Consider the following 13,266-nt stretch of genomic DNA (forward strand, 5'->3'; position numbering starts at 1 on the left):
ATAAACCCGCCAGCTTACACTGACGGGTTTTTGCATGAAGAGATGAAACTGACCGATAAGCCGCTTTCTTTTGGGTATAGTGTCGTGGACAGTCATTCATCCTGCCGCCCTGTAAAAGCAAAAACCCGCCGAAGCGGGTTTTATGAAGAGGTGAAACTGACCGATAAGCCGGGTTCTGTCGTGGACAGTCATTCATCTAGGCCAGCAATCGCTCACTGGCTCAAGCAGCCTACCCGGGTTCAGTACGGGCCGTACCTTATGAACCCCTATTTGGCCTTGCTCCGGGTGGAGTTTACCGTGCCACGGACTGTTACCAGCCGCGCGGTGCGCTCTTACCGCACCCTTTCACCCTTACCTGATCCCACTTGCGTGGGCCATCGGCGGTTTGCTCTCTGTTGCACTGGTCGTGGGTTTCCCCCCCAGGCGTTACCTGGCACCCTGCCCTATGGAGCCCGGACTTTCCTCCCCTCCGCCCGTCTCCCCGAAAGGACGACGACGAAGCGGCGACTGTCTGGTCAGCTTCGGCGCGCAGTATAGAGGGTTCGCGCGACTTTGTCACCCTGCGCTGCGCATTCCTATCGCCAGAGCGGCAGCAACATTTCTGGATGCCCGATAAATATTGTCAAAAGCGCCCCGAAAAGCCTCCTCCAGCGTCACGATGCGCGTGAGTACGCTAAAGACAGCGTCGATGCCATAGTGATGCACTATCCCTACATCGTGCGTCAGGCTGCCGGCAATGCCAATCACTGGCTTATGATATTTTTTCGCCACATTCGCGACGCCAATCGGCACTTTACCGCGAATACTTTGGCTATCAATCCGCCCTTCTCCCGTCACCACCAGCGTACAGTCGTGGATATGCTCCTCCAGGTTCAGTGCCGCCGTGACAATTTCGATTCCGCTGCGTAATTCCGCACCGAGAAAAGCCATTAACGCCGCCCCCATACCGCCTGCCGCGCCTGCGCCGGGCGCCGCCTTTACGTCGACATTCAGCGATTTTTTTATGATGTCGGCATAGTGAGCAAGATTTCTGTCCAGCTCAACAATGTTCTCTTCGGTCGCGCCTTTCTGCGGCCCAAAAATTCGTGATGCGCCGTTGTCGCCGATCAGAGGATTAGAGACATCGCAAGCGACACGAATCGCGCAGAGTTTTAAACGGGGATCGAGCTCTGAAATATCAATGTCGCTTAGACAATGAAGGCTTCCGCCACCGTAACCGATATCCGCGCCGTTTTCATCGCGCAGTTTTGCGCCTAACGCCTGCATCATCCCTGCGCCGCCGTCATTTGTCGCGCTACCGCCAATGCCGATAATGATATTGCTTGCGCCGCTTTCCAGCGCCTGCAATATCAGCTCCCCCGTTCCCCGCGAGGTAGTAATCAAAGGGTTGCGTTTTTCTGGCGGAACCAGCGCCAGTCCGCTGGCCGCCGCCATTTCAATAAAGGCGGTTTTACCATCCCCGGACATTCCCCAGCAGGCTTTCACTTTTTCACCCAACGGCCCGGTCACCCATGCGGCGCGTTCAACGCCCTGCGTCGCGGCAATCATGGCTTCGACCGTTCCTTCACCGCCATCGGCAACCGGAACAGAGACATATTGCGCATCGGGGAAAATTTCCCGAAATCCTTTTTCTATCGCCTGCGCTACCTCGGCGGCAGAAAGGCTTTCTTTGTAGGAGTCGGGGGCAATTACGATTTTCATAGTGGTAGCCTGTTACTGCACAACGCCGGATGGCGTTTCACTTATCCAGCCTGAAATTCAGGCCCGGATCGCTACACGCCATCCGGGCACAACGTCGTTAGCGAGTGACTTCCACTTTCGCCAGTTTTTCGTAGTAGCACGCCAGCGCGCTATGGTCGTCATTACCGTGTCCATCCGCGCGTAACGCCTGCATCATTTCCATAACGGCGGCGGTCAGCGGGAGCTGCGCGCCAACGCCGTGGGAGGTATCCAGCGCATTCGCCAGATCTTTAATGTGCAGATCGATACGGAAACCTGGCTTAAAGTTTCTGTCCATGACCATCGGCGCTTTCGCATCCAGTACCGTGCTGCCAGCCAGACCGCCGCGAATCGCCTGATAGACCAGATCCGGGTTGACGCCCGCTTTAGTCGCCAGCGTCAGCGCTTCAGACATGGCGGCGATATTCAACGCCACGATCACCTGGTTAGCCAGTTTTGTGACGTTGCCCGCGCCGATATCGCCGGTATGCACCACGGAACCCGCCATCGCTTTCATCAGGTCGTAGTACTTGTCGAAAATGGCTTTATCGCCCCCCACCATCACCGACAGCGTGCCATCAATCGCCTTCGGCTCGCCGCCGCTGACCGGCGCATCCAACATCTCAACGCCCTTCGCCTTCAGCGCATCGCTGATTTCACGGCTTGCCAGCGGCGCGATAGAACTCATATCAATCAATACGGTTCCCGGCTTCGCGCCTTCGATGATACCGTTCTCGCCCAGCGCAACCTCTTTCACATGCGGAGAGTTAGGCAGCATCGTGATGATGACGTCACACTGTTCAGCGATCGCCTTCGCCGTAGAGGCCGTTTCCGCGCCTGCGGCAATGACGTCGGCAATCGCTTCAGGATTACGATCGGACACCACCAGCGAATACCCTGCTTTCAGTAAGTTTTTGCTCATGGGCTTACCCATGATGCCTAAGCCAATAAAGCCAACTTTCATCGTCATAGCGTTCTCTCTTTCCATACCAGGATTATTTTTTAAAGGTGTCGGCAAGCTTCTGCGTGCTGGCGCGGAATGCGCCTAAATCGCTGCCAACGGCGACAAAGGTCGCGCCCCATTCCAGATAACGGCGGGCATCCGCCTCTACCGGCGCCAGAATGCCGCACGGTTTACCGTGCGCTTTAGCGCGGGCGAAAATATGTTGAATCGTCTGCTGCACGTCAGGGTGAGAAGCATTGCCGAGATGACCCAGCGCGGCGGCCAGATCGCTTGGGCCGACAAAAATGCCATCAACGCCTTCCGTTGCGGCGATGGCATCAACATTGTCGACACCCAACTGGCTTTCGATTTGAACAATAATGGTGATGTTTTTGTTCGACTGCGCAAAGTAATCAGGCACCGTACCGAACATATTCGCGCGGTGAGAAACGGAGACGCCGCGAATGCCTTCCGGCGGGTAACGCGTCGAGGCGACGGCGCGAGCCGCTTCCTCTTGCGTTTCAACAAAGGGGATCAGGAAGTTATAAAACCCAATATCCAGCATCCGTTTGATAATGACCGGTTCATTGGTTGGCACACGTACCACAGGCGCGCTGGCGCTGCCTTTCAATGCCATTAACTGCGGAATTAAGGTGGTCACATCATTCGGCGCATGTTCGCCATCCAGCACCAGCCAGTCAAATCCCGCCAGACCGAGAACTTCGGTGGTGATTGGGCTTGCCAGTGCAGACCAGCAGCCAATCTGCACCTGTTGCGCCGCCAGCGCCGCTTTAAACTTATTCGGGAAAATAGCGTTATTCATCGCTTATACCTTCGCTTATTTCTTTAATTCTCTACATGTGATGCCGCCACCATAACTTATAGCAACGACAATAAAATGCTTATCTGAAATCAGAATGGGTCTCCGCATTCTATTTCTAATGTGGTACACATCCTGTAGCACAATATACCGTTCTGATATCTTTATCGTCTTTTATTATTATCATGGTATTTTCAAATAACTCGTCAGATACACTGAATTCGCCATTCAGTATAAACAGCCTATGGCGGATAATCATTGTGCAAACGCTCATTAAAAAGGGATTGTTTAACGCTTATTTTTGAGCATACGCCCATGACACTGGGCGCTAATGCACACATTTACGCTTTACCCGGCCTACATAAAAAATTTCATAATTTGCGGTGATCTGGATCACATTCTTATATTTATACTCCTGTCATTCTTATTTCATTATGCATGAACTTTATTTCTTATATTGAGATTTAACGATTTAACCATAACCAAAATAGATAATCCTATTTCTATCATCCAGGCTGGAGAATGTTAAACAATGGCCAATATCGAAATTCGCCAGGAATCGCCATCGGCGTTTTATATAAAAGTACATGAAACCGATAATGTCGCAATTATTGTTAATGACCACGGTCTTAAAGCCGGAACACGTTTTCCGGATGGCCTGGAACTGACTGAACATATTCCGCAAGGCCATAAAGTTGCTCTGACGGATATCCCCGCTCACGGCGAAATCATCCGTTATGGCGAAGTCATCGGTTATGCGGTACGCGACATCCCGCGCGGAAGCTGGATCGACGAGTCGCTGGTTGAACTGCCAAAAGCGCCGCCGCTGAATACGCTACCGTTGGCGACCAAAGTACCGGAACCGCTGCCGCCGCTGGAAGGCTATACGTTTGAGGGCTATCGTAACGCCGATGGCAGCGTCGGCACCAAAAATCTGCTTGGCATTACCACCAGCGTGCACTGTGTAGCGGGCGTGGTCGATTATGTGGTGAAAGTAATTGAGCGCGATCTCCTGCCCAAATACCCGAATGTCGATGGCGTTGTAGGGCTAAACCATCTGTACGGCTGCGGCGTGGCAATCAACGCGCCGGCGGCGGTCGTGCCGATTCGCACGATTCATAATATCGCGCTCAACCCCAATTTTGGCGGCGAAGTGATGGTGATTGGCCTCGGTTGCGAAAAACTGCAGCCGGAACGGCTGCTGGAAGGCACCGAGGATGTTCCCGCCATCGCCGTTGAAAGCGCCAGTATTGTGCGTTTACAGGACGAGCAGCATGTCGGCTTTAAATCAATGGTCGACGATATTTTGCGGGTCGCCGAACGCCATCTGACGAAACTGAACCAGCGCCAGCGCGAAACCTGCCCGGCCTCCGAGCTGGTCGTCGGGATGCAGTGTGGCGGCAGCGATGCGTTTTCCGGCGTCACGGCAAACCCGGCGGTGGGTTATGCTTCCGATCTGTTGGTACGCTGCGGCGCGACCGTCATGTTCTCGGAGGTCACCGAAGTGCGCGATGCCATTCATCTTCTGACGCCGCGCGCCATCAACGAAGCCGTGGGTAAACGCCTGCTGGATGAAATGGCCTGGTACGATAATTACCTTAATATGGGGAAAACCGATCGCAGCGCTAACCCGTCCCCTGGCAACAAAAAAGGCGGTCTGGCGAACGTCGTGGAAAAAGCGTTGGGCTCTATCGCTAAATCGGGTAAGAGCGCCATTGTCGAAGTATTGTCGCCGGGCCAGCGCCCCACCAAACGCGGCCTGATTTACGCCGCGACGCCCGCCAGCGATTTCGTCTGCGGCACGCAGCAGGTCGCTTCCGGCATTACCGTACAGGTCTTTACCACCGGACGCGGCACGCCGTACGGGTTGATGGCGGTGCCGGTCATTAAAATGGCGACGCGTACCGAGCTGGCGAACCGCTGGTATGACTTAATGGATATCAATGCAGGCACCATCGCCACGGGTGAAGAGACAATCGAAGATGTGGGCTGGAAGCTGTTTCACTTTATTCTCGATGTCGCCAGCGGCCGGAAAAAGACTTTCTCGGACCAGTGGGGCCTACATAACCAACTGGCGATATTTAACCCGGCGCCAGTGACCTGATCCAGTCAGTACCCTTCTCCGACCAGGGTATAACCGCATAATCTGTAGACCGGGTAAGCGCCAGCGCTACCCGGTATTTTTTCGCCCTTAGTCTGTAGCCTAAAGTATGTCTGCCCGACATGCTTTTTTTACGCCTGACTTTCGATAACTTCCATTTTATTTCGAAACTTTCATTTATCAGATCAAAATCACAAAAAAACATTCCGAAAGCCTATAAATTCTTTCAAAGAAAACAAACGAAAGATTTCGGAGGAAGGATGTTTATCATTTCAGGCAGAACAATGCTAAAGAAGGCGCAGCAGGAAGGCTATGCTGTGCCGGCGTTTAACATCCACAACCTGGAGACATTGCAAGTGGTGGTGGAAACCGCCGCAGAATTGCGCTCTCCGCTGATTGTCGCCGGTACGCCAGGCACCTTTAGCTACGCAGGCGTCGGTAATATCGTGGCTATCGCCGCAGAACTGGCGAAAAGCTGGAACCATCCTCTCGCGGTACATCTCGATCATCATGAAAAACTGGCCGACATCAAAATGAAAGTCGCCGCCGGGGTACGCTCGGTCATGATCGACGGGTCGCATTTCCCCTTTGCCGACAATATTGCGCTGGTGAAAAGCGTGGTTGATTACTGTCATCGCTACGATGTCAGCGTTGAAGCTGAACTTGGGCGTCTCGGCGGGCAGGAAGACGATCTTATCGTTGACGGTAAAGATGCGCTTTATACCCATCCGGAACAGGCCCGGGAATTTGTAGAAAAAACGGGTATCGACTCGTTAGCCATTGCTATCGGCACCGCTCACGGCCTCTACACCGCTGAACCAAAACTTGATTTTGAACGACTGACGGAAATTCGTCAGCGGGTTGATGTCCCCTTAGTCCTTCACGGCGCCTCTGGCCTGCCGACCCGCGATATTACCCGCGCTATTTCGCTGGGCATCTGCAAAGTTAACGTCGCCACCGAGCTAAAAATCGCCTTTTCCGGCGCGCTTAAAAACTATTTAACGCAACACGCAGAGGCCAGCGATCCCCGCCATTACATGATCCCGGCGAAAGCGGCCATGAAAGAGGTTGTACGTAAAGTGATTGCCGACTGCGGTTGTGAAGGGAAGCTCTAAAGCCCCCGGATTTAGCACGGCAAAGGGCGTTTTCATAGCTGGATCACGAAAGCCATTATTATCCTTTGCCTTCAAACCAAAAATATTATGAAGATAAACAAAAGATATCGGAGCCAGAAGTGAAAGAAATAATTTCTCGTCACAAAGCAGGGGAACAGATAGGGATCTGTTCCGTATGTTCAGCACACCCGCTGGTGATTGAATCCGCATTACGTTTTGATTTGAACAGCGGGAACAAAGTTCTGATTGAAGCGACCTCTAACCAGGTTAATCAGTTTGGCGGTTATACCGGCATGAAACCGGCTGACTTTCGTGATTTTGTCTATGGCATCGCCCAGGAAGTGGGTTTTCCACGTGAGCGGTTGATTCTTGGTGGCGATCATTTAGGGCCTAACTGCTGGCAGAACGAACCGGCAGCGGCGGCAATGGAAAAGTCGGTTGAGTTAATAAAAGCGTATGTCGCCGCTGGTTTTAGCAAAATTCACCTGGACGCGTCGATGTCCTGCGCAGATGACCCGACACCGTTGGATCCGATGGTCGTTGCACGCCGTGCCGCCGTGCTTTGTAAAGCAGCAGAAGAGACCGCAAACGAAGAACAAAAATACCATCTGACTTATGTCATCGGCACGGAAGTGCCCGTTCCTGGCGGTGAAGCCAGTACCATCGGCAGCGTTCATGTCACCCGCGAAGTCGATGCTGCCCGTACGCTGGAAACTCACCAAATCGCGTTTCGTGAATCAGGTCTGGAAGAAGCACTGTCACGCGTGATCGCCATTGTGGTGCAACCGGGCGTTGAATTTGATCATACCCAGATTATTCATTATCAGCCGCAGGCGGCACAGGCGCTCTCCGCATGGATAAAAGAAACGCCGATGGTCTATGAAGCGCATTCGACTGATTATCAGACGCGACAGGCCTACCGCGCCCTCGTTCGCGATCATTACGCCATTCTGAAGGTCGGCCCGGCGCTCACTTTCGCGCTGCGCGAAGCCATTTTCGCACTTGCGCAAATGGAAAATGAGCTGGTATCCCCAGAACAACGTAGCCGCGTGATGGAAGTTATCGATGAAGTGATGCTAAACGAGCCAGGCTACTGGAAAAAATACTACCGTCCAACCTGGAGCCAGGCGATGGTCGACATCCACTTTAGTTTGTCTGACCGTATTCGCTATTACTGGCCGCACCCGCGTATTCGTCAAAGCGTAGAGAAGTTAATCGCCAATCTGAACAACGTCACATTGCCGCTGGGATTAATTAGCCAGTTTATGCCCGTACAGTTTGAACGCCTGTCTGAGGGCGTGCTCACCCCTACGCCGCATAACCTGATTATTGACAAAATTCAGGATGTTCTGCGCGCTTATCGCTTCGGTTGCACGCCGGATGTTGCCTGAATAATGGAGAATTTATGAGCCAACTATTTGTCCGAACCGGAATCACATTCGACTCGAGCCAACAGGCGCTGGCGCACATTGGCAAAGAGATGCTGGCGAAAGGCGTGGTACATGATAGTTATCCGCAGGCGCTGGTGGAACGTGAAGCGTCTTTTCCTACCGGCATTGCGCTGGAGCGTCACGCCGTCGCTATCCCTCATTGCGAGGCGGTTCATGCGAAATCACCCGCTATCTATCTGATTCGTCCAGATAAGCCGGTCATGTTTCAACAGGCGGATGATGACGAAGAGATTGCCGTTTCGTTAATCATCGCCTTAATCGTTGAAAACCCGGCGGCACAGCTAAAACTTCTGCGCCGCCTGTTTAGTGAGCTACAGAACCCGAGCACCCTCGATGCCCTGTTAAGCGCGCCGGATGCCGAACTGGCGATACGCTTTCAGGAAACCATCCTTGAGCCTGAGCAGTGCGTCCAGGTTTGATAATAAATTGATAATAATGAGGAATACCCTATGAAACGTAAAGTAATTGTGGCCTGTGGCGGTGCGGTTGCAACCTCAACGATGGCTGCGGAAGAAATTAAAGAGCTATGTGATGCCAACCATATTGAGCTCGACTTAGTGCAATGCCGGGTCACCGAAATCGAAACCTATATGGACGGCGCCGATCTTATCTGTACCACTGCCAGGGTCGATCGCGCCTTTGGCGATATTCCCGTCGTTCACGGTATGCCTTTTGTTTCCGGCGTGGGTATTGAAGCATTACAGCAAAAAATTCTGTCCATTCTCATGGGGTAACGTATGTTTAGCGAAATAATGCGTTATATCCTCGACTTAGGCCCAACGGTGATGTTGCCTCTGGTGATCATCGTGTTCTCTAAACTGCTGGGAATGAAGCTTGGGGATTGTTTTAAATCGGGTTTGCATATTGGTATCGGCTTCGTGGGTATTGGTCTGGTCATCGGCCTGATGCTGGATTCTATCGGCCCCGCGGCGAAAGCCATGGCGGAACATTTCCAAATCAATCTCCACGTTATTGACGTCGGCTGGCCAGGTTCATCGCCCATGACCTGGGCGTCACAAATCGCGCTGGTCGCGATCCCTGTCGCCATCGGGGTTAACGTCCTGATGCTGGTGACCCGCATGACCCGCGTGGTGAATGTTGATATCTGGAATATCTGGCACATGACCTTCACGGGCGCCATGCTGCATCTGGCGACCGGTTCATACTGGCTGGGGATTCTGGGCGTTGTGGTTCATGCCGCCTTTGTCTACAAACTGGGGGACTGGTTTGCCAAAGATACCCGCGACTATTTTGGCCTCGAGGGGATTGCTATCCCACACGGTTCATCCGCGTACCTGGGCCCCGTGGCGGTACTCGTTGATACCATTATCGAGAAAATTCCGGGTCTCAATCGTATTCACTTTAGCGCAGACGATGTCCAGAAACGCTTCGGACCGTTTGGCGAGCCGGTGACTGTCGGCTTCGTGATGGGGCTGGTGATTGGTGTACTGGCAGGCTACGACGCCAAAGCCGTTCTGCAACTGGCGGTCAAAACCGCAGCGGTGATGCTGCTTATGCCACGCGTCATTAAACCTATTATGGATGGCCTAACGCCTATCGCGAAACATGCGCGTAAACGTCTACAGGCTAAATTTGGCGGGCAGGAGTTCCTGATAGGCCTTGATCCAGCGCTACTGCTCGGTCATACCTCTGTTGTCTCCGCGAGCCTGATATTCATTCCGCTGACCATCCTGATTGCCGTCTTAGTACCGGGGAACCAGGTGCTGCCGTTCGGCGACCTCGCCACCATCGGTTTCTTTATTGCGATGGCGGTCGCGGTACACCAGGGCAACCTGTTCCGCACGCTAATTTCAGGTGTCATTATCATGGGTATCACCCTGTGGATAGCCACGCAGACGATTGGCCTGCATACCCAACTGGCTGCCAATGCCGGAGCGCTAAAAGCTGGCGGACAAGTCGCCTCGCTGGATCAGGGCGGTTCCCCCATCACCTGGCTGCTGATTCAACTTTTTACCTGGCAGAATATCGTCGGCTTCGCCGTCATTGCCATTATCTATCTGGCCGGCGTACTGCTGACCTGGCGTCGCGCCCGACAGTTTGTCGCGGCTGAGAAAGCCACGGCGCTACAGCAAAGTCAAATCGCCTCTTAATTTTAGGGGAGCAATCGCTCCCCTCACCTTCCTGGAGAATGTTATGAAATCAGTGGTTATTCACGCTGAGGGAGACGTGCGCGTTGAAGAACGCCCCTTACCACAACTGCAAGCCGAGGACGATGTGTTGGTCAAGGTCGTTAGCTCAGGGCTTTGCGGATCGGATATCCCGCGCATTTTCGCGCAGGGCGCCCATTATTATCCTATTACGTTAGGCCATGAATTCAGCGGCTACGTTGAATCCTACGGCACAGGCGTAACGGATATGCAGCCTGGCGATGCCGTCGCTTGTGTCCCGCTTCTTCCCTGCTTTCACTGTCCGCAATGCGAACGCGGTTACTTTTCTTTATGCAAACAGTATCAGTTTGTAGGATCGCGCAGCGAAGGCGGTAATGCGGAATATGTGGTGGTCAAACGGGCCAATCTTTTCCGCTTGCCGTCTGATATGCCGATTGAAGATGGCGCGTTTATCGAACCGATTACCGTGGGCTTACACGCCTTTCATCTGGCGCAGGGCTGCGAGGGGAAAAACGTAATTATCGTTGGTGCCGGGACAATTGGCCTGCTGGCCTTACAGTGCGCGCGGGAACTGGGCGCGCGAAGCGTAACGGCGATTGATATCAATCCGCAGAAACTGGAACTTGCGAAAGCGCTCGGCGCAACGCATACCTGTAATAGCCGGGAAATGACCGCCGACGACATCCAGACCGCGTTGTCCGACATTCAGTTTGATCAACTGGTTCTCGAAACGGCAGGAACTCCCCAGACCGTCTCGCTGGCTATCGATATCGCCGGGCCGCGCGCGCAACTGGCGCTGGTGGGGACGTTACATCACGATCTCACCCTGACAACGCGTACATTCGGGCTAATTTTGCGTAAAGAACTCACGCTCCTCGGCAGTTGGATGAACTACTCCGCGCCATGGCCAGGAGAAGAATGGGAAACCGCAGCGCGCCTGTTGGCTGAAAAACGTCTTCAACTGACCCCTCTCATTGCCCATCGCGGCGATGCGGAAAGCTTTGCAGAAGCAGTCAAAGCGCTTAATGGCGCGCCCATGCAGGGCAAAATCCTACTTCAACTTTCCTGATGGTACGAGCCAGCAACCTGCGCTGGCTCACATTTCCTTTCGAAATTTAGCGTTCACCTTTCGCAATCCTTCGATTAAACTAGTTACAGTTAATTATCAGGCAAATCAATATGAACTCATTTGAGCGAAGAAATAAAATTGTCGACCTGATTAATACGCAAGGCAGCGTGCTGGTGATGGACCTTTCAAATACCTTTGGTATTTCTGAAGTGACTATCCGTGCTGACCTGCGTCTGCTGGAAGAGAAAGGCCTTGTCACCCGTTTTCATGGCGGCGCGGCAAAACCGGGAAGTCATCTGGCGGAAGGCGACAATCAGGAAGTCATTCTGGAAGATCGGTATCAACTCGCCAGCGATCCGAAAAAGCGGATTGCCCAGGCGGCTGCGGCAATGGTTGAAGAAGGAATGACCATCATTCTGGATAGCGGGAGCACAACATTACTGATTGCGGAAGCGCTCGCGCGAAAAAGCAATATTACGGTGATAACTAACAGCTTGCCTGCCGCTTTTACGCTATCAGAAAATAAAGATCTCACGCTGGTGGTTTGCGGCGGTACGGTACGGCATAAAACCCACTCAATGCACGGCACGATTGCGGAACGATCGCTACACGGCATCAGCGCCGATGTCATGTTTGTCGGGGCGGATGGCATTGATGCGACAAACGGTATTACCACGTTTAACGAAGGTTATTCCATTAGCGGCGTCATGGCGGCGGCGGCACACAAAGTTATCGCGGTACTAGACGCGACCAAATTTAACCGTCGCGGCTTTAACCAGGTATTGCCGATGGACAAGATCGACTGTGTGATAACCGATGACACTATCAGCAAACAGGATAAAGCGGCATTAGCGAAAACAGGCGTGGAACTAATGATCGTCTAAAAAGGAGTCGGTTATGCGTTGCTGATCGCGAGAGTAAGCCCGAAGGAAAGGCCCGGCCCGCTATCACCGCCCAATGCCCCCATCAATTTACCCACATCAATCACCTGATTGAGTATTAACACGATGGCGATAAAAGGCGGTTCCCGGGCGCTCGCTTTTACTCTTCCTGCTGCCCCAGCGCATACTTATACAGCGCATTTTTCTTCACGCCGTGAATTTCTGCTGCCAGCGCCGCCGCTTTTTTCAGCGGCAGTTCTGCCTGTAGCAGCGCCAGCGTGCGCAGCGCGTCGGCGGGCAGGTCGTCTTCTTGCGCTTTATGCCCTTCGACAATCAACACCATCTCGCCTTTACGGCGGTTTTCATCTTCTTTGACCCACGCCAGCAGCTCGCCGACCGGCGCGCCGTGAATGGTTTCCCAGGTTTTGGTCAGCTCACGCGCCAGCACCACGTAGCGGGATTCTCCCAATACCGCGACGATATCTTCCAGGCTATCTAACAGGCGGTGGGTTGACTCATAAAAAATCAGCGTTCGCGGCTCCGCTTCAATGGCTTTTAGCGCATCACGGCGGCCTTTGGATTTCGCCGGTAAAAAGCCTTCATAGCAGAAACGGTCGGATGGCAGGCCAGCGGCGCTCAGGGCGGCAATCGCCGCACACGGCCCCGGTAGCGGCACCACGCGAATCCCCGCTTCACGGCAGGTACGTACCAGGTGATAGCCGGGGTCATTAATTAGCGGCGTACCGGCGTCGGAAACCAGCGCAATGTTCTGCCCTTCTTTTAGCTTCGCGACCAGCGTTTCCGCTTTTTGTTGTTCGTTATGGTCGTGCAGCGCAAACAACCGGGCATTAATCCCAAAATGTTGCAGTAATAAACCGGTATGACGAGTGTCTTCAGCGGCAATTAAATCAACGGCTTGTAAAACTTCCAGTGCGCGTTGAGTAATATCAGCCAAATTCCCTATAGGAGTAGGTACAATAAAGAGTTGGCCCTGAGAATTATCCGCCGATTCGTTTTGTTTCATTGTGTCGTCCGTAT

Annotated in this window: 12 protein-coding genes and 1 other RNA gene; 8 read left to right on the forward strand and 5 right to left on the reverse strand. The window is 53.2% G+C overall.

What is annotated here, in order from left to right; all coding sequences use genetic code 11:
• Positions 1-148: 148 nt before the first annotated feature.
• The 4 genes from rnpB to garL all read right to left on the reverse strand — a co-directional run bounded on the left by rnpB (position 149) and on the right by garL (position 3,485).
• Positions 149-523, reverse strand: an RNA gene (gene rnpB / locus NA624_RS11075) — RNase P RNA component class A.
• 32 nt (positions 524-555) lie between these two features.
• Positions 556-1,701: a glycerate 2-kinase gene (gene garK / locus NA624_RS11080; protein ID WP_000706462.1), complete on the reverse strand. Its 1,146-nt coding sequence runs from the start codon at positions 1,699-1,701 to the stop codon at positions 556-558.
• 97 nt (positions 1,702-1,798) lie between these two features.
• The gene (garR, locus tag NA624_RS11085) at positions 1,799-2,689 is read right to left on the reverse strand and encodes a 2-hydroxy-3-oxopropionate reductase (RefSeq protein ID WP_000178106.1); all 891 of its coding nucleotides are present in this window, start codon (positions 2,687-2,689) and stop codon (positions 1,799-1,801) included.
• A gap of 25 nt (positions 2,690-2,714) precedes the next feature.
• Positions 2,715-3,485: a 2-dehydro-3-deoxyglucarate aldolase gene (gene garL, locus NA624_RS11090; protein WP_001057715.1), complete on the reverse strand. Its 771-nt coding sequence runs from the start codon at positions 3,483-3,485 to the stop codon at positions 2,715-2,717.
• A 529-nt stretch (positions 3,486-4,014) separates the two neighbouring features.
• Here garL and garD point away from each other — a divergent pair.
• From garD to NA624_RS11130, 8 genes are all read left to right on the forward strand, one after another.
• Complete coding sequence (garD, locus tag NA624_RS11095) at positions 4,015-5,586, forward strand: galactarate dehydratase (protein WP_001273725.1); 1,572 nt, start codon at positions 4,015-4,017, stop codon at positions 5,584-5,586.
• 257 nt (positions 5,587-5,843) lie between these two features.
• Entirely contained in the window at positions 5,844-6,698 is an 855-nt protein-coding gene (locus NA624_RS11100) for a tagatose bisphosphate family class II aldolase (RefSeq protein WP_000469979.1), read from the forward strand.
• Positions 6,699-6,817: 119 nt separating this feature from the next.
• Positions 6,818-8,089, forward strand: coding sequence for a tagatose-bisphosphate aldolase subunit GatZ (gene gatZ, locus NA624_RS11105; protein ID WP_000658737.1), 1,272 nt, complete (start codon positions 6,818-6,820; stop codon positions 8,087-8,089).
• 14 nt (positions 8,090-8,103) lie between these two features.
• Positions 8,104-8,568 (forward strand): PTS galactitol transporter subunit IIA, encoded by a 465-nt coding sequence (gene gatA, locus NA624_RS11110; RefSeq protein WP_000080445.1) that lies wholly within the window; start codon positions 8,104-8,106, stop codon positions 8,566-8,568.
• A gap of 30 nt (positions 8,569-8,598) precedes the next feature.
• Positions 8,599-8,883: a PTS galactitol transporter subunit IIB gene (gene gatB / locus NA624_RS11115; RefSeq protein ID WP_000824293.1), complete on the forward strand. Its 285-nt coding sequence runs from the start codon at positions 8,599-8,601 to the stop codon at positions 8,881-8,883.
• Positions 8,884-8,886: 3 nt separating this feature from the next.
• Positions 8,887-10,260 carry a galactitol-specific PTS transporter subunit IIC gene (locus tag NA624_RS11120; protein WP_000490601.1) on the forward strand — a complete coding sequence of 458 codons (1,374 nt, stop codon included), beginning with the start codon at positions 8,887-8,889 and terminating at the stop codon, positions 10,258-10,260.
• Positions 10,261-10,303: 43 nt separating this feature from the next.
• Positions 10,304-11,347 (forward strand): galactitol-1-phosphate 5-dehydrogenase, encoded by a 1,044-nt coding sequence (gene gatD, locus NA624_RS11125; protein ID WP_000844174.1) that lies wholly within the window; start codon positions 10,304-10,306, stop codon positions 11,345-11,347.
• Between the two features lie 110 nt (positions 11,348-11,457).
• Positions 11,458-12,231 (forward strand): DeoR/GlpR family DNA-binding transcription regulator, encoded by a 774-nt coding sequence (locus NA624_RS11130; RefSeq protein ID WP_001083899.1) that lies wholly within the window; start codon positions 11,458-11,460, stop codon positions 12,229-12,231.
• A 157-nt stretch (positions 12,232-12,388) separates the two neighbouring features.
• Here NA624_RS11130 and rsmI read toward each other — a convergent pair whose 3' ends face one another.
• Entirely contained in the window at positions 12,389-13,252 is an 864-nt protein-coding gene (gene rsmI / locus NA624_RS11135; RefSeq protein WP_000812284.1) for a 16S rRNA (cytidine(1402)-2'-O)-methyltransferase, read from the reverse strand.
• Positions 13,253-13,266: the final 14 nt, after the last annotated feature.

It is taken from the genome of Salmonella sp. NW38 (genome assembly GCF_051807745.1).
In the GTDB taxonomy this organism is placed as follows: Bacteria; Pseudomonadota; Gammaproteobacteria; order Enterobacterales; family Enterobacteriaceae; genus Salmonella; species Salmonella enterica.